Source organism: Streptomyces sp. NPDC059454, assembly GCF_042749965.1.
In the GTDB taxonomy this organism is placed as follows: Bacteria; Actinomycetota; Actinomycetes; order Streptomycetales; family Streptomycetaceae; genus Streptomyces.
In genome coordinates, this window is the sequence record NZ_JBHYVC010000012.1 from 74,701 (window position 1) to 95,798 (window position 21,098).

Consider the following 21,098-nt stretch of genomic DNA (forward strand, 5'->3'; position numbering starts at 1 on the left):
TCCCTGCGGAATCCAACGTTCCCCGGCGGCTCCGGTGAACGGCCGGTGTCCGGGTGATACCGGTACGCAACGGGAACCGGCCACTCCGGCCGGCGGGTCCGTGCCGCTCCGGAACCAGGGGACGCCGAAGCGGCGGACCGCGCGTACGAGAACGGGGGAACCGGAGTTGACGCCCGACCCGAAGCGGGCAGGATCCCTCCACGCGGTTCGACCGGCAACGGGGGGCAGGCATGAGCGAGGACTCCGGAAGACACCTCCGACGGCGCGCGGACGCCTTGCGGTGGTGGTGGGACGACCTGGCCGACGCCCCGTGGCTGCGCCAGACGTGGATGTTCGTGGGCGGCGCGGCTCTGCTGGTCTGTGCCGTGGCCGGGCTCGTGCGCCACTGGTCGCGGGAGGTGACGCTCGCGGACTACGCCGTGCTGCAGGCGGCCTGTCTGCTCTGCCAGGTCGTGGCCCTGTTCCCGGTGGTGTCGCCGGGTCGGGCGGTGACGGCGAAAGAGAACGCCGGGGTCTACGAGAGCATCACCCTGTCACTGGTGTGCGGCACGTGGATCTTCGGGGTGCTGCCGGGCGGGGCGGTCCTGCTCTCCACGAGTGGTCCGGACAGTCATCAGGCCGCGGCCGTGTTCTACGCCGGAACCGCTCTCATGCTGGCGGGCGTGGCGGGGCTGTGCGGTGCGGTCTTCCTCTCCTCGTGGGCGGAGGAGAGGAGGCGGGAGGCCCTCCGGACGCGGCGGAGCGGCGACGGAGAGGCGCCACCGGACGGCGCCGACCGGGCCGACCACGACGGCGTGGACCTCCCGGACGCCGGTGACGGCGGCGATTGAGCGCGCACCTTCGGAGACCGGAGACCGGAGAACGGATCTCCGGAGACCGGAGACCGGAGTTTCGGAGACCGGGGACAGGTCGTCCTCGGCGTCCCGCGACGGCTCCGCACCGGCTCGTGAGCCCGCCACACGCCGGTGTCGGACCGGTCTGGCACGCTGCCTGCCATGACTGACGATCTGATCGGCACCCAGACCCCGGCGCGGCGCGTCACCGAGCCGGCGGAGGCCGTCGGGGCACTGGAGCGGGCCGTTCCGGGACTGGCCGGGCACCGCCGGCCGGCTCCCGCCCTCCTCGACTGGACCCTGCTCGAAGACGGCCTGGGCACCGCGCTGCCCGCCGATTACCGGCAGCTCGCGGAGTGGTACCCGACGTTCGCCCTCGACGACTTCCTCCTCGTCGGTCTTCCCGAACCGGGCGAGGAGCACCACTGGCTCCAAGGTGTCCGCGAGGACCTCGACGGGGTCGTTCGGGCGTGGTGGGAGGCCGACATGTCCATCGGTCTGCGTCCGCACCCCGCACCGGGCGGTCTCCTGCCGTGGGCGGAGTCCAACGAGGGCGACAAGTTCCTCTGGACCACCGTCGGTGCCGGCCCGCAGCAGTGGCCCGTCACCGTCGCGTCCCGCAACGGCGGCTGGTGGCACTACGAGGGCGGTGCGGTGCAGTTCCTCGCCGAGTACTGCGACGGGACGCTGGAACCGTGGGCGTTGCCCCCGGTCGGCACCGAAGTCACCGTCTTCCGAACGACGTCGGCCAGGAGCAGCGGCCCTCGGATGTGAACCCCGGGTGAAGGACTCGGAGTTGTTCGCCCACGGATCCCGGTTTCCGTCCGCTCGCGTACAACCCCCGCCCCACCAGGACCGTCGTGCGTATGGCCCCCCACGCCTCACCGCTGTTCTCCGACACTGGAGCAATCTTGCGCACACGCACCCTGGCCGTCGCCCTGGCGGTCGCCACGGCAGCCGCGGGCCTGTCCCTGGCCCTCGCCCCCACAGCGAGCGCGGCCACCTCCACGGCCGACGACTTCAACGGCGACGGCGTCGCCGACCTCGTCGTGGCCACCCCCAACGCTCCCGTCGACGGTCACGCCGACGCCGGCTCGGTCACCGTCCTGTACGGGTCCGCCGACGGCGTCTCGCCCGCCCGTTCGACGACCCTCACCCAGAACTCCCCGGGCGTCCCCGGCGACGCCGGGTCGCACGACCTGTTCGGCACCAGCCACGCCGCCGGCGACCTCGACGCCGACGGCTACACGGACCTCGTCGTCGGCGCGCCGGGCGACGCGGTCCCCTACAGCCAGTCCTTCGGCACGCTCACCGTCCTGTGGGGCGGCGCGACCGGCCTGACCGGCGACGGCATCTCGATCGCCAGCCCGCTCGCCTCCAGCCAGTGGGACGCCGAGAAGGAGTACGGCAAGAAGGTCGTCGTCGCCGACCTCGACGGCGACGGCACGCCGCAGCTCGCCGCGCTCAGCCGCACCAACCTGTGGGTGTACGACGACCTGGCGGGCCGTACGGCGCCCACCGACGCGGCGCGCTTCCACAACTACAACTCCTACATACAGCCGCGCACCCTCACCGTCGGCGACTTCACCGGCGCCGGACGCGCCCAGCTCGTCGTCACCGGGCTGGAGAACTGCGGCGGGACGACGGGCGGCTGCCAGTACACCGCCGTCTTCACGTGGAGCGACAGCGGGCTGCAGGAGGCCTGGCTGCCGGACCCGGGCGCCGACGCCTCCGGTGCGAACGAGGCACCCACCGTCGCGACCGCCGCCGGGGACGTCGACGGCGACGGCTACGCCGACCTCGTCACCGGCCACGTTCCCGCGTCGGCGACCACCACGGGCGAGTACCCGGACGCGGCGGGCTTCGTCCACGTCCGCCACGGCAGCGCGGACGGCCTCGGCGCCCACCGCACCACCACGCTCGACGCCCCGGGCGGCGGCCGGGCCGGTGACAACTTCGGCGCGTCCGTCGCGGTCGGCGACGTCACGGGCGACGGCTACGACGACGTGGCGGCCGGGGCGCCGGGCGCGACGGTCCGAGGCGTGTCGGGGACCGGCGCGACGGTCCTGCTCCACGGCTCGGCCACCGGTCCGACCGAGACCGGCGCCCAGGTGTTCCACCAGGCCGCCGACGGCGTGCCCGGCACCGCGGAGGCGGACGACTGGTTCGGCTCCGCCGTGGACATCGCCGACCTCGACGGTGACGGCACGGCGGACCTCACGGTCGCGGCGAAGGGCGAGGACGTCCTCGCCGGGTCGGTGCGCGACGGCGCCGACTGGGTGCTGCGCGGCTCGGCGGCCGGACCGACGACGATCGGCGCGACCTCGTTCGGCGCGCGGGACTTCGGCCTCACCCACCCGGACGCCGAGTTCGGCTCGGTCCTGGGCGGCTGATCCCCGGCGACGCGGCGTGAGGAACGGCTGCCGCGGGTCGCGGCCCGCGGCAGCCGTACGGCCGAACCCTCCGGAGGACACCAGGGGCACCGCACCACCGCCCGGCCCCGCCCCCAGCTCGCACCACACGGTCTTGCCGCCGGGCCCGTGCGCCACGCCCCACCTCACCGCCGGCGCCTCCAGCAGCGCGAGCCCCCGCCCCGACCCGTCACGTGACGGGCGTGTCGCCGAGGTTCTCCAGCATCTGCCGGAGACCCCCGGCGGTCCTCCCGACCAGGTCGCGGTCCACGCCGACGAGCAGTTGCGCGTAGTTCGCCAGATGGTCGGCGAAGGCGGCCCGGGTGACCTCGTGTCCGTGCTCGGTGAGGCGGATCTTGACGGTGCGCCGGTCGCCGCCTTCGCGCACCCGCTCGACGAGGCCCTTGGCCTCCATCCTGTCGATGCGGTTGGTGATCGCTCCGGAGGTCACCATGGACGCTTTGAGGAAGGCCCCCGCGGTGAGCGCATAGGGGGGCCCGGAGCGCTGCAGTGTGGTGAGCACGTCGAACTCGCCGTGTTCCACTCCGTGCGCGGCGGCCGTGGCCCTGGCGGACTTGTCGATCACCCGGGCCAGCCGCTGGATCCGTGCGAAGAGTTCCACCGGCCAGAGGTCCTCCACCACATCGGGGCGCTCCTTCGCCCACTGGTCGATGATCGCGTCCACGACATCGCTCATCTCCACCGCTCCTCTCCGTCAACATCTTCTCAACGTTAAGAGACTTGACGTTGAGACGTTCGTGCTGTTTTTATCTCAACGTTGAGATTATCAAGGCTGAACGACGGGGGTGCCCTCGGTGCCGGAACTCACTCTTCGTCCGAGCGCGGCCCCGATCGCGCCGGACGGCTGAGGCACCCGACCCGGCCTCGCGTGTGTACGTCCACGTCCTCGGACGGGAACGCCCCCCAAGACCCCAGGAGATGATCATGAACGAGAAGACACCCACCATGTCCGCGACCAGCATTCCGCCCGCGGCGGTGCTGACCCGGCGTGCGGACGCCGAGACCTGTTCCGACCCGAGCAGCGTGATGACCCTTCTGGCCGATTCGGACGGTGGCGCAGGCGGGTTCACGAGCTACCGGTCCACCTTCGCGAAGGGCGCGGCAGGAGCGCCGGCCCACTTCCACACCCGGGCGTCGGAACTGTTCTTCGTGATCAGCGGATCTCTGCGGGTGCTGGTGGGTGAGGAAGTCACCGTCCTGGAGGAAGGCGACTTCCTCGCGGTCCCGCCCCGCACCCCGCACGCCTTCGCGGCCGCCCCGGACCGTGAAGCGGACGTCCTGTTCGTCTTCACCCCCGGCATGGGCAGGTTCGACTACCTGCGCCTGCTCGGCCGGGTGATGCGTGGCGAGGCCGACCCGAAGGAGATCGCCGAGTCGTCGGAGCGCTTCGACAACCACTACGTCGACAGCCCCGCATGGCGTGCCGCCCTGGAGGGTTCCGCATGATCGGCTCCACGACCCGGATCCGGGTGGCCCGGCCGTCGAGGGACCTGGCCGCCGCGGAACGCTTCTACGTGGAGGGCCTCGGACTCGAAGTGCTCCGGCGGACCACTGAACGGGTCCCCGGCGAGCACGACTTGCTCATGGTCGGGCCGCCGGGTGCCACCTGGCACTTCGAACTCACCCGTGACCCCGAACGGCCGATCGAGCCCACTTTGACGGTGGACGACCTGTTCGTGGTCTACCTCGGCGCCCCGGTCGCCGCATCGCTGGTCGAACGCCTGGAGGCACACGGGGGCACCAGGACTCCCGCGCACAACCCCTACTGGGACGAGTACGGCGTGACCGTCGCCGATCCCGACGGGTACCTCCTCGTCCTGTGCTCACGCGACTGGACCGCCTGAACCCGGGGCCCGCCCACGCAGGGTCGGGCCGCAAGGGGCCGTGGCCCGGCACGCGGCCCGCCATGATCGACGATCCGCTCGGAGGAGGCGGTCGGCTCTCGCGGCGCGTACCGGTCTCGACCATGTACGACACGCCGCTCACGCCGTCGGCCCCGAGGGCGTCCTGGACCCGTTCCCCGGCGGTGAACCGGTCCTGCGTGTCCGCCACCCGCAGGGCTCGCCCCGGCACCGGGCGCGGCTGCGGCGCGGGCAGGGTCCAACTGCCGAGAGCCCGACCGGAGCGACCGCGAGGCGGTCGCGGACTTCGCCGCCGGCGCGGAGATCCTCGGCGACGACCCGGTCGCCGCGCGCGTCCGGGACCGTACGCCCGGCACCGCGCCGGCGCGAGCGCCTGCCCGGGATATGCCGGACACCCCGGCCGGTGTCGCGAGCAGTTCCAGCGTCGCGGCCGGTCGCATCACGCCGCCCCCTTGCGGAGGGTGGCGGCGCGGGCTTCGGCCCGGGAAGCCGGCGCCGGTGCCGGTGCACCGGCCGGACGGCCGCCGGCCCGCAGCGGGACCGCGGCGCTCCACGCAACTCCCGCATTGCCAAGTCCCCGATGAATCAGCAGACTTCATGAATCATGAGGGCGACACGGGGGGCGTATCGCGGTTTCATGTGGGGCGGCCTGGCCGTCGTCTTCCTGGTGGGTGCGGCCGGACTCTTCGTCTTCCGGGACACCGCGCCGCTGCGCGACAGCCCACTGGCCGACATCCTCGCGACCGCGTTCGGCGCGGCGGCCGTCGGTCTCGCCCTGTACGGGCTGGGTCTCACGGTCAGGGCCGAGCGGTCGGACCGCGCACGCCAACTGGCCGATTTCAAGAACCAGGTGGACCGGCGTCTCATGGCCGCTCCACGCGGCTACTTCCCGGGCTCCGACAATGTGATCCCCGTCGGCTTCAAGGACTCCGCCGATCCCGGGATCACGGTGTCGGATCCGCTGGGCGACTACTTCACCTCGTCACGGTGCAAGGACCGCCTGGTCGTCCTCGGCGGCCCGGGCTCCGGAAAGACGGTCGCCGCGACTCAGCTGATGGCCCACCTGATGGACGGCTGGCAGGACGGCGATCCGGTGCCCGTACGCATCCCGCTGTCCACCTGGAACACCGAACTCAAGCTGGTCGAGTGGCTGTCCGGCTACCTGAAGGAGAGAGGCCTGGTCCGCTCCAAGGCCGTGGCACGCCAACTCCTCGACGACCGTCTCGTCCTGCCCATCCTCGACGGACTCGACGAGATGGACCCGCCCGGCGTGCCGCCCGCGAAGACCCGTGCGCTGAGGGCCCTGCGACGGCTCAACCGCGAGTACGACGGCCGGACGGGCCGGGCGCCGCTCGTGGTGGTCTGCCGAGCCGACCGCTACAACGCCCTGAAGTCGAAGGAGAGGCTCGAACACGCCACCGTCGTCACCCTCCAGCCGCTCTCCAGTGACCAGCAGCTCGCGTTCCTGGGCAGGAGCGGCCAGGACGAGACGGGGGAGTGGCTGCCCGAATGGCGACGGCTCGCCGAGGCCCTCACCTGGACCGGCACCCCGCGCGGGCTGGCCCGGGTCCTCGACACCCCATGGCGGATGGCCCTGCTGACCACGGCGTACACCGAGCGCGACGAACACGACTACCGCCCGCTGCGCAGCCCCGACGCGCTCCTGGCGATGCCGTTGGACGCCGTACCGGCCCACCTGCTCGGCCTGTACGTCCGCGCCGCCGCGTCGACGCACAACCAGCGGCCGGACGCCGGCCGTCGACGGGACCCCGCGAAGGTCGAGGAGTGGCTGACCACCCTGGCCGGGCACCTGCGGGAGGACCATCGGCCGGACGAGTCGGACGACGCCCCGCGCCCCCGTGACGAGGTGGTCTCCGACACGGATCTGGTGCTGCACCGGCTGTGGCGGATGGAGCGCGACTCCGGGATGCACTATGCCGAGCTCGCGCTGCTGACCTTGCCGTTCGTCGTCTCGATCAACCTGGCCGAGCGGCTCGGCCTCACGCCTTGGGAGAGCCTCCCGTACCCGCCCCTTTTCGCCGCCTTCGGCCTGCTGTTCCTGATGCAGACGGTGCTGCCCGTGGCGCTGGAGAACACCCGGCGGCAGCCTGTTCCACGTCACCTCGACTGGCGGCTGCTGGGAGAGCCGAAGATGATCGGCCTGAACGTGATGTACGCCATCGGTTGGGTGTTGTTCCTGGTGGACCGGGGCCTCGGCCCGTCGCTGTTCGCGTTGGTCCTGGTCGCGAACGTCCTGTCGTTCGTGACCTCACAGGCCGTCTGGAGTACCGGCGACCACCCGCAGGCCACCCTGACCGATCCACGCGACCCGCTGCGTGCGGAACTGCGCTACGCGCTCTTCTGGGCGGCCGTCACTTCCCTGTGGGTCGGCTCGCTGATCGCCCAGTGGACGGAGAGCGTCCTCGGCTTCGCCTACGGTGCGATCCTCGCCGTCCTCCCCGCCTTCACCCTCGCGGCGAGGGCCTGGCGCCGCTACGTCCTCTTCAAGTTCGTCGCGAGCCACCGACTCCCCGCGGCACTCGGCGGCTTCCTCGAGTGGTGCGTCGAAGCGGGCATCATGCGCGTCGAGGGCTTCGCCTACCAGTTCCGCCACCGCGAACTGCAGGAGTGGCTGGCGGCCCGGCCGGGCGCGGGGGGTGCCCCGGGGCGCCCTCCCTCGTCACAGGGACACCGGCGGCGGTCTTGAGACCGCTCTTCGGCCGACCGGCCACGACGGCCGACCCGCACGCGCGGGACTCGCCCGGGGGCGTGCACTCCGAGGACATCCGGACGTGTCGGTGTACCACCGGCACCCCGGCGGCGGCGGTCACCGCGGACGGCACCTTCACCGTCGACGGCATCCCGCGTACCCGGCGGGACACGACCCGCACGGTCAGCCGGCCCGGGGACGACCTGCACGAGGCGTCCACGGCGTCGGTCGACGTCACCCGCCGACCGCGTGCGAAACGCCGACGGGGCACCCCGGGCGGGCTGCCCGGGGTGCCCCGCCGGCGGTGGTGTGTGTGGCGCCCGGTCCGCGCGTCGCTGCGGGTGCACGCGGACCGGGGCCGTCGAGGGGAGCCCCCGCGGGGGCTCAGTGGGAGGGTGCGAGGGCGCGCGGCTCCAGGGCCGCGGTGTGCGCGTCCATCCGCTCGGCGGCGAGGATCGCCACCGCCGTGTCGGCGCGGGAGGCGGCGACGACCAGGGCGCGGCCGGCGAGCGCGTGCGCCCGTCGGTGCAGGGCCGCCGCGTTCGGCTCGCGGTCCCTCGTGGTCGCCGAGGCGCGGGCCGGCGTACGTCCTCCCCGCAGGCGGGCGATCTCCCCGGCGAGCCGCTCGGCCGCGGTGTCCAGATCGGCCGAGGGCGCCGCCACGCGCAGCCCGTCGGTGACGGCGAGCAGTGCGGCGAGATGCCCCGCGAGCTGGATGTCCAGCTCTTCCTCGCGGGACCGGTGGGGGAAGTCGCGGGGAGTGCCGGCCATCGTGCTGTGGACCGACTTGGCGCGGATCGGTTCGTACATGGATGGCCTCCTGTGGCGTAACAGGAAACCATCCTAGCTTGGATTCAGTCTAAAGTTGAGTCGTTCGTGAAAAGGATGTTCGCAAAAGGGGCATTCGCGAAAAGGGTGTGCGCGAAGAGTCGTCAGGGCTGGCCGTAGCCGTCCAGGAAGCGGGCGATCCGCCCGACCGCGTCCCGCAGGTCGGTGACCGACGGCAGGGTCACCACCCGGAAGTGGTCCGGCTCCGGCCAGTTGAAGCCGGTGCCCTGGACGACCATGATCTTCTCGCGGCGCAGCAGGTCCAGGACCATCCGCCGGTCGTCCTTGATCTTGAAGACGTCGGGGTCGAGTCGCGGGAAGAGGTACAGCGCCCCCTTCGGCTTCACGCAGCTCACGCCGGGGATCTGGGTCAGCAGCTCGTACGCCGTGTCCCGCTGCTCGCGCAGCCGCCCGCCGGGCAGGACGAGCTCGTTGATCGTCTGGCGTCCGCTGAGCGCCGCGACCACCCCGTGCTGGCCCGGCATGTTCGCGCACAGGCGCATGTTCGCCAGGATCGTCAGGCCCTCGATGTAGGAGTCGGCATGGGCGCGCGGGCCCGAGATCGACATCCAGCCCACCCGGTAGCCGGCCACCCGGTACGCCTTCGACATGCCGTTGAAGGTGAGGGTGAGCAGATCGGGGGCGACGGACGCGGTCGGGATGTGCCGCGCGTCGTCGTAGAGGATCTTGTCGTAGATCTCGTCGGAGCAGACCAGCAGGTTGTGGCGGCGGGCGATGTCGGTGAGGCCCTTGAGGACCTCCTCGTCGTAGACCGCGCCGGTCGGGTTGTTCGGGTTGATGATCACGATCGCCTTGGTGCGGTCGGTGACCTTGCGCTCGACGTCGGCGAGGTCCGGCATCCAGTCCGACTGCTCGTCGCAGCGGTAGTGCACCGCCGTACCGCCGGAGAGCGAGACGGCCGCCGTCCACAGCGGATAGTCGGGCGCGGGGACGAGCACCTCGTCGCCGTCGTCCAGCAGTCCCTGCATCGCCATCACGATCAGCTCGGACACGCCGTTGCCGATGAAGACGTGCTCGACGTCGGTCTCGATGCCGAGGGTCTGGTTGTGCATGACCACCGCCCGGCGCGCGGCCAGCAGGCCCTTCGCGTCGCCGTAGCCGTGCGCCGTCGACACGTTGCGGAGGATGTCCTCCAGGATCTCGGGCGGGCACTCGAAGCCGAACGCCGCCGGATTGCCGGTGTTCAGCTTGAGGATGCGGTGACCGGCCGCTTCCAGCCGCATCGCCTCCTCGAGCACCGGGCCCCGGATCTCGTAACAGACGTTGGCGAGCTTGGTCGACTGGATCACCTGCATGCTGGGAGCTTACGGCCCGGTATGGCCCTTCGGGCCGTGTTCTCCGCCACGTGAGACGCTCCGGTTCGGGCGGTTTGTCCGCTCGCTGTCCCTGGAGTGCCTCGTTTCCCTACAATGCGCCGCCATGTCCAGGCCTTCTCGGTACGCCGATGGGGGGAACGGTACGCCGGAGCCCCAGGGTCCACCGAACGTGTATCTCCCGCAGACCACTCCGCCCCCGGAATACGACGAGTACGTCGACCCGGCGAGCGCTCACGGCTGGCAGGACGCGTACGACGAGACGCGCGAACTGCCGCCGGTGGGGGAGCGGGACGCGTCCTTCGCGCGGGCGGGCGGCGGGCCGCGCGGTGTGCCCCGTCCCGGGGAGGGGGACGCGGTGGCGGGCGGTGCGGGCGGCCGGTCCGGTGCGGGCCGCCCGCGCCATGGTTCGGGCCGGCGCAGGGCCGGCGCCCGGCGTTCGCGTCGTGCGGTGGTGGCCGCCGGAGCGGTGGGCGCGATGTCGGTGGCGGCGCTGATCGCGGGGTTCGCCTTCTCGGGCTCGCCGTCCGGTGCGCCCGACGGCAAGGACGGCCGTACCGGACCGGTGGCCGGGGAGTCCGGGGCGTCGTCCGCGGGGCCGGACGCGTCCTCCTCCGCCGGGGAGCCGGCCGCCGCCGGCGGCGGTCCTTCGGCCGGCCCGGGCACTCCGGGTACTCCGGGCACTCCGGGTACTCCGGGTACTCCGGGCACTCCCGGCGCGAGCGCCGAGGGCGAGGACCGGAAGGACGGGGAGAACCCGTCCGGCGGGGCGTCGGCCGAACCGTCGGCCGGGGTCACCTCCGCACCGGGCGATCCGGCGGTGGCCCCCTCCACCACCACGGGGCCGGGCGACCCCGGCCCGGGCGGCTCCGACGACCGGCCGGGAAGGGGGCAGGGTCCGAAGCGGCCCAAGTAGCGGCCCGCCCTCTCCATTCCCTCCACCCCCCTGCACCGCCCTCCACCCCTCTCCACCCCCTCCATCGCCTCCACACGGACTCTCCCCGCTCCCGCCGCCCCCGCTCCGGCCGCCTCGGGAGACCCTGATCGCGCGACGAAGTTACCGGCCGGAAACAAGTCCTTGCCCCCTCGTCGTCCACGTGCTGACAATGCGCATGACAATTTCGTGGGCGGCCGGAAGGTCTTCCGGTCGCCCGACGCCGCAAGAGGGGACCCCCATGAGAAAACCTCTCGTCGTCGCGCTCTGCGCCCTGGCCTTCGCCGGGGCGGGCGCGACTCCCGCGGTCGCCGCCGCGCCTTCCCCCACGGGCGCGGACACGACCACGGACACGGCCCCGACCACGCTGACGGATGTCGTCAACGGCGTGGTCGGGACCGCGACGGACACCCTGTCCGGACTCACCGCGCCGAAGGCCGGCGCGGTGAACTTCGCGGGCACGGTGTCGCTCAGCAACTGCTCCGGCTCCGTCGTCCGCATGCCCGACTCGGCCGCCGACGACCCGGCGCTCGTGCTCACCAACGGCCACTGCCTGGAGAGCGGATTCCCCGCGCCCGGTCAGGTCCTCGTCGACCGGGCGTCCGGCCGCAGCTTCGGGCTGCTGAACTCCGCCGGCTCCAGGGTCGCCACCCTGCGCGCCGACCGGCTCGTCTACGCGACCATGACCGACACGGACGCGGCGATCTACCGGCTGGGCACGACGTACGCACAGATCAAGAGCGCGTACGGCATCGACGCACTGCCCCTGAGCGACACCCGCCCGGCGGCCGGTACGTCCATCAGCGTGGTCTCCGGGTACTGGAAGCGGATCTACAACTGCTCCATCGACGGGTTCGCGTACCGCATGAAGGAGGGGAACTGGACCTGGAAGGACTCGGTCCGTTACACCTCCGCCTGCGACACCATCGGCGGCACCTCCGGCTCACCGGTCGTCGACGACGCCACCGGCCAGGTGGTCGCCGTCAACAACACCGGCAACACGGACGGCGAGCGCTGCACGGTCGACAACCCGTGCGAGGTCGACGAGAACGGCGAGGTCACGGTCCGCCAGGGCATCAACTACGCCCAGCAGACCTACCTGTTCCCCGCCTGCTTCGGCGTGGACAACAAGCTCGACCTGAGCGCGAGCGGCTGCGTCCTGCCCAAGCCGTAAGGGGTCCGAGGGGCGGGCGGTCAGCGGGGAGTCCTGCGGACCGCCCGCCCCGCCAGCACATCCGTGCGCCGCCCGTCCTCGATCACGAAACGCCCGTCGACCAGCACGTACGGGATGCCCGTCGGAAGCGTCCGGGGCTCGGCGAAGGTCGACCCCGCGGCCACCGTCGCCGGGTCGAACAGCACCAGGTCCGCCCTGTACCCCTCGCGGACCAGCCCCCGGTCCGGCAGCCGCAGCCGGGCGGCCGGACGCGAGGTCAGGTGCGCCACGCACTCCTCCAACGACAGCACCCCCAACTCCCTTACGTAGTGCCCGAGGTAGTGCGGGAACGTCCCGTACGCGCGCGGGTGCGGCTTGGCACCCTGGAGGATGCCGTCCGAGCCACCGGTGTGCACCCGGTGCCGCATGATCGCCCGTACGTTCTCCTCGTGGCCGACGTGCTGGAGGATCGTCGGGGCGAGCCGGTCCTTCAGCAGCAGCTCCCGCGCGACCGCCCAGGGGCTCTCGCCGCGCGCCCGCGCCGACTCCAGGACCGTACGGCCGACGTACTCGCCCAGCGCCGGGTCGCCCACCCCCGAGATCTCGATGGTCTCCCACTCCACGGGCACGCCGTGGCAGCCGTCCGAGCCGGTGACCTCCAGATGGTGCCGGATCCGCTCGGCCGTCTCCTCGTCGGCGAGCCGCCGCAGGACCTCCTCCGGACCGCCCTCGTTCGCCCAACTCGGCAGCAGCGCCACGAGGGTGGTGCAGCCGGGCGTGTAGGGGTAGGTGTCGAGCGTGATGTCGGCCCCGGCGTCCAGCGCGTCGTCCAGCAGGGCCAGCAGTTCGGGCGCCCGGCCCTTGTTCACGCCGAAGTTCATCGTGGCGTGCGCGAGGTGCAGCGGGCAGTCCGCCTCCCTCGTCAGCGCCACCATCTCCTCGTACGCCTCCAGCGCCCCGGCGCCGTACGAGCGGTGGTGCGGGCAGTAGTAGCCGCCGTACGACGCCACCACCCGGCACAGCTCGGTGAGTTCGGCGTCCTCGGCGTACATGCCGGGCGTGTACGTCAGCCCCGACGACATGCCGACCGCGCCCTGCTCCATGCCCTCCGCGACCAACCGCCGCATCCGGTCCAGCTCTTCGGGCGTCGCCTCCCGGTCCTCCCAGCCGACGGCGAGCGCGCGGACCGTGCCCTGCGGGATCAGGTACGCGGCGTTGACCGCGATGCCGCGGTCGAGCCGGTCCAGGTACTCGCCCACCGACCGCCAGTCGAAGTCGATGTCGTCGCCGGAGCCGTTCCACCCGGCGATCGCCCGGCGTACCTCGCCCAGCGTCCGGTCGTCGACCGGGGCGTACGACAGCCCGTCCTGGCCGAGGACTTCGAGGGTGACGCCCTGCGCGGCCTTGGCGCTGTGGTCGGGGTCGCGCAGCAGCGCCAGATCGCTGTGGGCGTGCATGTCGATGAAGCCGGGGGCCAGCACCAGGCCCTCGGCGTCCAGTTCGCGGCGGGCCTTCGGGCGCTGACAGCCCGCGTTCGCCGCCTCCTTCACGATGGAGACGATGCGGCCGCCGTCCACGACCACGTCCGCGCGGTACGCGTGGTCGCCGGAGCCGTCGACGACGTCCGCGTCCCGGATGACGAGCTCTTCCATGTGCCGGCCTCCTAGAAGAACGTACGGACGTAGTCGACCACCGTGCCGTCGGCCTCCGCCACGGGGATGAGCACCCACTTGTCGAACGACGTGCACGGGTGGGACAGTCCGAGCCCCACCCAGTCTCCCACCTCCAGATCGGCCTCCCCGGTGGTACGCAGCCAGGCGTGCTGGTCGGACAGCCCGGTCACCGAGATCCCGGTGGCCGGGCGCTCGACGCCGTCCCGGCGGACCACCTGGGCGAACGGCAGGTCGAGGTCGTAGGCCGCGTCCCGCTTGCCCGCGTTGGCGAACGCCTGCTCGGCGGACGGCCGGGACACCACCTGCGTCCACAGCCGGAACGCCGGTTCCAGCGCGCCCTCCTGCGGGACCCGGTTGAAGGGGGTCAGCTTGCGGTAGTGGCCGTCGTCGTGCGAGACGTACGCGCCCGAGCGCAGCAGTTTCAGCACGGGAGCGGAGAGTTCCGGGACCTCGGCGAACACGTCCGCCACCGCGTCGAACCAGGCGCTGCCGCCCGCGCTCACCACGATCTCGTCCAGCCCCGCGAACCGTCCGGCCTCGTCGAAGTCCACGGCGAGGGACACCAGCCGCCGCAGCCAGGCGTGCACCCGTTCCGGATCCGCCCGCGGCACCTCGCCCTCGTACCCGGCGACCCCGACCAGCCGCAGCCCCCGCGCGCCGGCCACGGCATCGGCGACGGCGGCGCACTCGGCCTCCGTCCGCACACCGGTGCGGGCACCCTCCCCGGCGGCGAGCTCGACGACCACGTCCACCGGGCGGGAAGCCCCGGCGAGGGCGGCGTCCATCAGCTCGACCCCGCGCACGGAGTCGACGTAACAGACGAAGCGGAAGCCGGGGTCGGCGTCCAGCTCGGCGGCGATCCACCGCAGGGCCGCCGCGTCCACCAGCTCGTTGGCGAGGAAGACCCGCTCGATCCCGTACGCCCGCGCCACCCGCACCTGGTGCGGAACGGCGAGCGTGATGCCCCAGGCCCCGTGCCCGATCTGGCGGTGGAAGAGCTGCGGGGCCATGGAGGTCTTGCCGTGCGGGGCGAAGGCGAGCCCGTGCCGGGCCGCGTACGCCTCCATCAGCTTCAGGTTGTGCTCCAGGCGCTCCGCGGAGAGCGCGAGCACGGGGGTGGTGAAGCCGTCGGTGAAGAGGTTGCGGCGCTGCGCGGCCAGCTCGCCGACGGTCAGCCCCTCGGCGTCCGGCGGAAGGCCCTTGAAGCGGTGATCGACCCGTTCCTCGGTGAGGCGGACGAGAGCGTCGAGGACCATCAGAGCCTCCCTGTTCAGCAGTGTTGCACTACTTGCAACACTCGTTGCGTATATCGCTTACCGCTGTCTAACATCTCGGCCACGCGGGGTCAACGGACACCGCCTCACCCGCGGAACCGCCTCACCCGCAGAAGAGAAGGAGCCACGCCGTGGACGTTGTCGCGCTCGGCGAGTCCATGGTGACGTTCCTGCCCACCCGGCCGGGCCGCCTCGCCGACGTCCCCTCCTTCGACCGGGGCATCGGCGGCGCGGAGTCCAACGTGGCGTGCGTGCTCGCGGCGGCGGGCCACACCACCCGGTGGATCAGCCGGGTGGGCGCCGACGGCTTCGGCGACCACCTCGTCGAGGCGATCGGCGGGTACGGCGTCGACGTGTCGCACGTCCGCCGCGACCCGACCCGCCCGACCGGCATCTACTTCCGCACGGCCGGCGACCGCGCGACGGACGCCCACGAGGTCGCGTACTACCGGGCGGGCTCGGCGGCCTCCGCGATGACGGCCGCGGACCTCGACCTGGAGGCGGTACGCGCGGGACGCGTCCTGCACCTGTCCGGCATCACGCCTGCACTCTCCGAGGGCTGCCTGTCCCTGATGCGGGAACTGACCGCCCCCCACCCCGCCCGTCCCCTGATCTCCTTCGACGTCAACCACCGCCCGGCCCTGTGGCGCGACGCCCACGGCCCGGAGATCCTGCTGGAACTGGCCCGCAGGGCCGACATCGTCTTCGTGGGAGAGGACGAGGCAGAGGAGGCCTGGGGCATCACAGGCGGCCCGACGTCGATCCGACAGGTCCTGCCCGAACCGGAGATCCTGGTGGTGAAGCAGGGGGCACGCGGGGCCGTGGCCTTTGGCCGAACCGCGGGCAGTCGTACCCGCCTCCCCGCGGGCAGTCGTGCCGCCGGGGCGGCACGGGTGGGCGCGGACGGCACCCCGCAAGCGCCGGGCCGCGCGACCCGTCCCCGCCCAGCCACAACCGCCCCCGCCCTGAAAGTCGACGTAGTCGCAACCACCGGCGCCGGCGACGCCTTCGCCGCAGGCTTCCTCTCCGCGACCCTCCGGGACCTCCCGCTACGCGACCGCCTGCGCCACGGCCACCTCATGGCCGCAGCCACCCTCACCACCCCCGGCGACCTCGCCACACCCCCGCCCCGCACCCTCGCCGACCGCCTGGTCGCCCTGGACGACACCGCGTGGGGGAAACTGCGACTCGGCCCCGGCTGGACCGACACCATGGACCGGGACGAAGAGGAGGCACCCACCCCATGAGCCAGACCGTAGACCGCGCCCTGAGCATCCTCCCGCTGCTCGCGGAGGGCCCCGCCGACCTCGGCCAGGTCGCCGACCGCCTGGACGTGCACAAGTCCACGGCCCTCCGCCTCCTGCGCACCCTCCACGAGCACGGCCTGGTCTACCGCCAGTCCGACCAGCGCTACCGCCTCGGCGCCCGCCTCTTCGCCCTCGCCCAGGAGGCGATGGAGAACCTCGACGTCCGCGAGATCGCCCACGCCCACCTCGTACGCCTCAACGAGAAGTGCGGACACACCGTCCACCTCGCCGTGTACGAGGAGAACGAGGTCCTCTACATCGACAAGGTGGAGAGCCGCTACCCGGTGCGTATGTACTCACGGATCGGCAAACCGGTCGCCATCACCGTCGCGGCCGTCGCCAAGCTCCTCCTCGCCGACCTGCCCGAACACGAGCGCCGCGCCCTCGCGGAGAAGCTCGACTACCCCATGTACACGTCCCGTTCGACACCTCACGCCACCGCGTTCCTCCAGGAACTGGCCAAGGTGCGCGAACAGGGCTGGGCCACCGACCTCGGCGGCCACGAGGAGTCCATCAACTGCGTCGCCGCGCCGATCCGCGGCGCCGACGGCCGGGTGGTCGCCGCGATGTCGGTCTCCGCGCCGAACGTCGTCGTCACCGCCGACGAACTCCTCACCCTGCTCCCACTGGTGCGCCGTACGGCGGATGCGATCAGCGGCGAGTACTCCGGCAGGACCCCGGCAGAACTCCAGTGAAGGAAAGACCCGCATGACCGAGAAAGTCGCGCTGACCCCCACCACCCACACCACCCCGCCCGCGAAGTTCTCCCACGGCGTCCGCAAGGGCAACATCCTCCAGGTCGCCGGCCAGGTCGGGTTCCTGCCCGCCGAGGAGGGCAAGGCCCCCACCCCCGCCGGGCCGACCCTGCGCGAGCAGACCCTCCAGACCCTCGCCAACGTCAAGGCGATCCTCGAGGAGGGCGGCGCGAGCTGGGACGACGTGATGATGATCCGCGTCTACCTCACCGACGTGGACCACTTCGCGGAGATGAACGGGATCTACAACACCTACTTCGAGGAGCAGGGCCTCACCCAGCCGCCCGCCGCCCGCACGACCGTCTACGTCGGTCTCCCCGCCGGCCTCCTCATCGAGATCGACGCGCTCGCCGTCCTCGGCTGACCCGCGCCCTCTTCCCCACCACCGCACGTCGTCACGGCACGGCGGCCCGCACTCCTGGGACGCCGCGCCGCGATCCCCCCTGCCCGAAAGCCCCATGCCCTTACCCAGAGGACCCCCGAATGTCCCATCCGCTCCTCCCGCTCGCCGCCTCCGCACCGGTTCAGACACCACCGCACACCGGAGGACTGCTCCTCCTCGTCGACGGCACGGCGGGCCTGCTGACCGTCGCAGCCCTCGGCATCGCGCTCCTCCTCTACCTGATCATCAAGGTCCGGCTCCAGCCCTTCGTCGCCCTGCTCGGCGTCTCCATAGCCGTCGGCCTGATGGCGGGCCTGTCGGTCACCGAACTCTTCGGCACGGTCCAGCGCTCGGACGCGGTGTCCACCATCGAGTCCGGGATGGGCGGCATCCTCGGCCATGTCGCGATCATCATCGGCCTGGGCACGATGCTCGGCGCGATCCTCGAGGTCAGCGGCGGCGCGGAGGTCCTGGCGGGCCGGCTGCTCGGCCTGTTCGGCGAGAAGCGCGCCCCGCTCGCCATGGGTCTCACCGGTCTGATCTTCGGTGTCCCGGTCTTCTTCGACGTCGGCATCTTCGTCCTCGCGCCGATCGTCTACGCCGCCGCCAAGCGCTCCGGCAAGTCGATCCTGCTCTACTGCCTCCCCCTCCTCGCCGGCCTGTCCGTCACCCACGCGTTCCTGCCCCCGCACCCGGGCCCGGTGGCCGCCGCCGGACTGCTCCACGTCGACCTGGGCTGGGTCATCCTCATGGGCGTCGTCTGCGGTCTGCCGGCCGTCGTCGCCGCCTGGGTCTACTCCGCCTGGATCGGCAAGCGCATCTTCGTCGCCGTACCGCAGGACATGGTCGAGGCCGCCGAGGAGGCCAAGCAGGCCGTCGTCGCCGAGCAGCGGGCGTCCGGGGCCGAGCCGCGCGAGGCGCCGGTGCCGCTCGGCACGGTCCTCGGCATCATCGGTACGCCGCTCGTCCTGATCCTCGCGGCCACCTTCTCCTCGATCGCGCTGGACCCCTCCACCCTCCGCTCGGTCATCGAGTTCTTCGGCCACCCCTTCGTGGCCCTCACCCTCGCCCTGTTCCTCGCGTACTACCTGCTGGGCATCCGGCGCGGCTGGTCCCGCAGGTCCCTGGAGACCGTCTCCACGTCCTCCCTCAAGCCGGTCGGCAACATCCTGCTGGTGGTCGGCGCGGGCGGCGTCTTCGGCGCCGTCCTCAAGGCCAGCGGGGTCGCGCAGGCGCTCTCGGACACCTTCAACGACGTCGGCCTGCCGGTGATCGTCCTGTCCTACCTGATCTCCGTGGTGCTGCGGGTCGCGCAGGGCTCGGCGACGGTGGCGATCGTGACGACGGCGGGCATCGTGGCCCCGCTGCTGGCCGAGGGGGACCACTCGCAGGCGTTCGTCGCGCTGGTCATCATGGCCATCTCGGCGGGCTCGATCTTCGCCTCGCACGTCAACGACGGCGGTTTCTGGATGGTCGCCAAGTACTTCGGCATCAGCGAGCGGGACACGCTCAAGACGTGGACGGTGCTGGAGAGCGTGCTGTCCGTGGCCGGTTTCGTGGTCGCCGCCGCGCTCAGTCTCGTCGTGTGAGCCGTGATGCCTGTGTAGGCGTCCGATAACGAAGTTGGGGCTGGCTGTGCCCGGCACAGGTTTATCGACCATACTCCTGCGGTGTGGAGCAGCGCATAGGTTCGAGCAGCCAGCCCCTGGAAGGCGCCGGATTCGACCCGGCATTCATCCCCGGGCTCACCTCGCCCGCGTCCGGCCGGGAGGAGGACGCGAAGGCGAAGCCGGGGGAACCGGAGGACACGGCCCCGGAGCCCGAGACGGAGCCGGAATCGGAACCGGGGGCGGAGCCGGAGGAGGAGGCCGCCCCCGAGGAGGAGGCGGCCCCCGACGGCCCCGTCTTCGAGGCCTCCGACCGCCGTGCCCGGGTCGTCGCCGACCACAGCGGCGTACGCCTGCGTCTGGACGACCAGGAGTGCGAGTTCCGCTGGGACGAGATCGGCGCGGTGGAGACGGAGACCGCCCGCTTCGGCAAGCGCTGGACGGTCACCGTCCACACCCCCGACCGCCGTTGGTACCCGCTGGAGGTCGAGGCCCCGTCCAGGAGCCGCTTCGCCGAATGGGACACCGCACTGGACGCGGTCCTGGACGAGTACTTCGAGGACGACGCGGACAAGGCCACGGAGTCCACCGAGGCCACGGAGTCCACCGGGGCCACGGAGTCCACCGAGGACGACACCGAGAAGTAGCGGCCGCGCCTATCGGCAGTACTGAGCCTCCTTGCCGATGGAGCGGTACATGCAGTCCGCGTTCTCCAGGAGTTGCAGGACGGCGTCCCGGTTACGGGACGTCTCCCGCTCGATGACCTCGTCGGGCGGGTAGAACCCGCCTCCGGAGCTGGAACCCGGGTACATCTCGAAGGTGTAGCCGAAGATCTTGTGCGTGCCCCACAGGTAGTCGTCGATCGACCCGTCCGTGATGTACAGGTCGCTGGACTGCTGGGGCGTGTAGCCGTTGCTGGCCGCCATCTTCTGGCCGACGGTCCTGAAGGCGGCGTGGTCGTCGGCCGTCATGCCGGTCGTGGTGTCGGAGTAGGTGTAGCCGAACGGCCACAGCACCAGCTCGCTGTAGGTGTGGAAGTCGACGCCGGCCTTGATCTGCTGCACCCCGCCGACGACCCGGCTGCGCACGAAGTTCGCCACGACCTTCACCTCGGTGGCCGACTCGGGGCCGGAACCGCGGTACGTCTCGGAGGACGTGGAGCCCGAGGAGCCGCCGCAGCAGCCCCAGCGGTAGTCCCAGTTGCGGTTCAGGTCGGTGCCGACGTACGACGAACCGGAGTTGGGCTGGCGGTTCTTGCGCCAGGAGCGGTAGGAGCCGGAGGCGATGTCGTACTCGCCGCCGTCCGGATTGAGGTCGGGGACGATCCAGATCTCCCGGCCGTTGACCATGTTGGTGATCCGGGAGTCGCTGCCGTACCCCGCGCCGAGCTCGCGCAGCAGGTACAGGGCCATCTCCACGGTCAGGTGCTCGCGGGCGTGCTGGTGGTGGGTGAACAGGACCTCGGGCTCGCTCTCGTCGCTCGCCACGTTGTCGCTGATCTTGATGGCGACGATGTCGCGGCCCTGGTAGGACTTGCCGATCACCCGCTTGCTCATGATGCTCGGATACGCCGACAGCCGCTGGTCGATCTCCGCGTTCATCTCGGCGTAGTTGTGGTAGCGGGAGTCGGCCGACGGGAAGTCGAACAGCCGGGGCCCGTCGGCGGCGGAGGAGCGGTCCGGAGCGGCACCCAGGGGCGTGACCTCGTATCCCTGTTGCCGCAGCGCCCGGATCTGGTCCGCGCGCCCGGAGACCACCACGGTCTCCTCGTCGGCCTCGTCCACGGTGACCCCGGAGCGCTGGATCGCCGTACGGGTCACGGGAGTCGTGTGCTGGTGGATCTCGTACTGGCGGATGTCCTCGGCCGAGGGCGCGGCGCGGTCGGCGCCGGCCGCGCCGGCCTGGGACGCCGTCAGCGACAGCGGCGCCGCGAGGGCGAGGGCGAGGAGGGTGGCGAGCGCGGCGGAGCGCCGTCTGCCACGGATGCGGAGTCGCATGAAGTCTCCTTGTGGGA

At 72.0% G+C, this 21,098-nt stretch carries 19 protein-coding genes; 13 read left to right on the plus strand and 6 right to left on the minus strand.

Features of this window, described 5'->3' with window-relative positions:
* The first annotated feature begins 230 nt into the window (after positions 1-230).
* The 3 genes from ACFXAE_RS11595 to ACFXAE_RS11605 all read left to right on the plus strand — a co-directional run bounded on the left by ACFXAE_RS11595 (position 231) and on the right by ACFXAE_RS11605 (position 3,226).
* Positions 231-830, plus strand: coding sequence for a hypothetical protein (locus ACFXAE_RS11595; protein ID WP_384711674.1), 600 nt, complete (start codon positions 231-233; stop codon positions 828-830).
* Between the two features lie 165 nt (positions 831-995).
* Positions 996-1,607 carry an SMI1/KNR4 family protein gene (locus tag ACFXAE_RS11600; protein ID WP_384711677.1) on the plus strand — a complete coding sequence of 204 codons (612 nt, stop codon included), beginning with the start codon at positions 996-998 and terminating at the stop codon, positions 1,605-1,607.
* Positions 1,608-1,744: 137 nt separating this feature from the next.
* On the plus strand, positions 1,745-3,226 hold the full coding sequence (locus ACFXAE_RS11605; RefSeq protein WP_384711680.1) for a VCBS repeat-containing protein: 1,482 nt from the start codon (positions 1,745-1,747) through the stop codon (positions 3,224-3,226).
* A 208-nt stretch (positions 3,227-3,434) separates the two neighbouring features.
* Here the strand turns inward: ACFXAE_RS11605 and ACFXAE_RS11610 are convergent, their stop codons facing one another.
* Positions 3,435-3,941, minus strand: a complete 507-nt coding sequence (locus ACFXAE_RS11610) for a MarR family winged helix-turn-helix transcriptional regulator (protein ID WP_384711683.1) — start codon at positions 3,939-3,941, stop codon at positions 3,435-3,437.
* 248 nt (positions 3,942-4,189) lie between these two features.
* Here ACFXAE_RS11610 and ACFXAE_RS11615 point away from each other — a divergent pair, with 248 nt between their 5' ends.
* From ACFXAE_RS11615 to ACFXAE_RS11625, 3 genes are all read left to right on the plus strand, one after another.
* Complete coding sequence (locus ACFXAE_RS11615) at positions 4,190-4,711, plus strand: cupin domain-containing protein (protein WP_384711685.1); 522 nt, start codon at positions 4,190-4,192, stop codon at positions 4,709-4,711.
* The gene (locus ACFXAE_RS11620; RefSeq protein ID WP_384711688.1) at positions 4,708-5,109 is read left to right on the plus strand and encodes a VOC family protein; all 402 of its coding nucleotides are present in this window, start codon (positions 4,708-4,710) and stop codon (positions 5,107-5,109) included. The genes ACFXAE_RS11615 and ACFXAE_RS11620 overlap by 4 nt, the downstream gene beginning before the upstream one ends.
* Positions 5,110-5,731: 622 nt before the next feature.
* Positions 5,732-7,834 carry an NACHT domain-containing protein gene (locus ACFXAE_RS11625; protein ID WP_384711691.1) on the plus strand — a complete coding sequence of 701 codons (2,103 nt, stop codon included), beginning with the start codon at positions 5,732-5,734 and terminating at the stop codon, positions 7,832-7,834.
* Positions 7,835-8,221: 387 nt separating this feature from the next.
* Here ACFXAE_RS11625 and ACFXAE_RS11630 read toward each other — a convergent pair whose 3' ends face one another.
* Both ACFXAE_RS11630 and ACFXAE_RS11635 read right to left on the minus strand, forming a co-directional pair.
* Positions 8,222-8,647 (minus strand): hypothetical protein, encoded by a 426-nt coding sequence (locus ACFXAE_RS11630; protein ID WP_384711694.1) that lies wholly within the window; start codon positions 8,645-8,647, stop codon positions 8,222-8,224.
* Between the two features lie 122 nt (positions 8,648-8,769).
* Complete coding sequence (locus tag ACFXAE_RS11635) at positions 8,770-9,981, minus strand: pyridoxal phosphate-dependent aminotransferase (RefSeq protein ID WP_384711697.1); 1,212 nt, start codon at positions 9,979-9,981, stop codon at positions 8,770-8,772.
* 124 nt (positions 9,982-10,105) lie between these two features.
* Between ACFXAE_RS11635 and ACFXAE_RS11640 the strand changes: the two genes are divergently transcribed.
* Together ACFXAE_RS11640 and ACFXAE_RS11645 are read left to right on the plus strand one after the other, a co-directional pair.
* Positions 10,106-10,915, plus strand: a complete 810-nt coding sequence (locus ACFXAE_RS11640) for a hypothetical protein (RefSeq protein ID WP_384711699.1) — start codon at positions 10,106-10,108, stop codon at positions 10,913-10,915.
* 259 nt (positions 10,916-11,174) lie between these two features.
* Entirely contained in the window at positions 11,175-12,107 is a 933-nt protein-coding gene (locus tag ACFXAE_RS11645; protein WP_384711702.1) for a trypsin-like serine peptidase, read from the plus strand.
* A gap of 20 nt (positions 12,108-12,127) precedes the next feature.
* On the opposite strand, the gene ACFXAE_RS11650 is transcribed toward ACFXAE_RS11645, so the two are convergent.
* Both ACFXAE_RS11650 and ACFXAE_RS11655 read right to left on the minus strand, forming a co-directional pair.
* Positions 12,128-13,738, minus strand: a complete 1,611-nt coding sequence (locus tag ACFXAE_RS11650; RefSeq protein WP_384711705.1) for an amidohydrolase family protein — start codon at positions 13,736-13,738, stop codon at positions 12,128-12,130.
* Between the two features lie 11 nt (positions 13,739-13,749).
* Positions 13,750-15,015, minus strand: a complete 1,266-nt coding sequence (locus tag ACFXAE_RS11655; protein WP_384711708.1) for an amino acid deaminase — start codon at positions 15,013-15,015, stop codon at positions 13,750-13,752.
* 176 nt (positions 15,016-15,191) lie between these two features.
* On the opposite strand from ACFXAE_RS11655, the gene ACFXAE_RS11660 reads away from it, so the two are divergent.
* From ACFXAE_RS11660 to ACFXAE_RS11680, 5 genes are all read left to right on the plus strand, one after another.
* Positions 15,192-16,280, plus strand: a complete 1,089-nt coding sequence (locus ACFXAE_RS11660) for a sugar kinase (RefSeq protein WP_384711915.1) — start codon at positions 15,192-15,194, stop codon at positions 16,278-16,280.
* Positions 16,277-17,035, plus strand: a complete 759-nt coding sequence (locus ACFXAE_RS11665) for an IclR family transcriptional regulator (protein ID WP_384711711.1) — start codon at positions 16,277-16,279, stop codon at positions 17,033-17,035. The genes ACFXAE_RS11660 and ACFXAE_RS11665 overlap by 4 nt, the downstream gene beginning before the upstream one ends.
* Before the next feature lie 13 nt (positions 17,036-17,048).
* Positions 17,049-17,459: a RidA family protein gene (locus ACFXAE_RS11670; protein WP_384711714.1), complete on the plus strand. Its 411-nt coding sequence runs from the start codon at positions 17,049-17,051 to the stop codon at positions 17,457-17,459.
* A 119-nt stretch (positions 17,460-17,578) separates the two neighbouring features.
* Complete coding sequence (locus ACFXAE_RS11675) at positions 17,579-19,066, plus strand: GntP family permease (RefSeq protein WP_384711717.1); 1,488 nt, start codon at positions 17,579-17,581, stop codon at positions 19,064-19,066.
* A gap of 83 nt (positions 19,067-19,149) precedes the next feature.
* Positions 19,150-19,731, plus strand: coding sequence for a hypothetical protein (locus tag ACFXAE_RS11680; protein ID WP_384711720.1), 582 nt, complete (start codon positions 19,150-19,152; stop codon positions 19,729-19,731).
* 9 nt (positions 19,732-19,740) lie between these two features.
* On the opposite strand, the gene ACFXAE_RS11685 is transcribed toward ACFXAE_RS11680, so the two are convergent.
* Entirely contained in the window at positions 19,741-21,081 is a 1,341-nt protein-coding gene (locus ACFXAE_RS11685) for a M14 family metallopeptidase (RefSeq protein ID WP_384711723.1), read from the minus strand.
* Positions 21,082-21,098 lie beyond the last annotated feature (17 nt).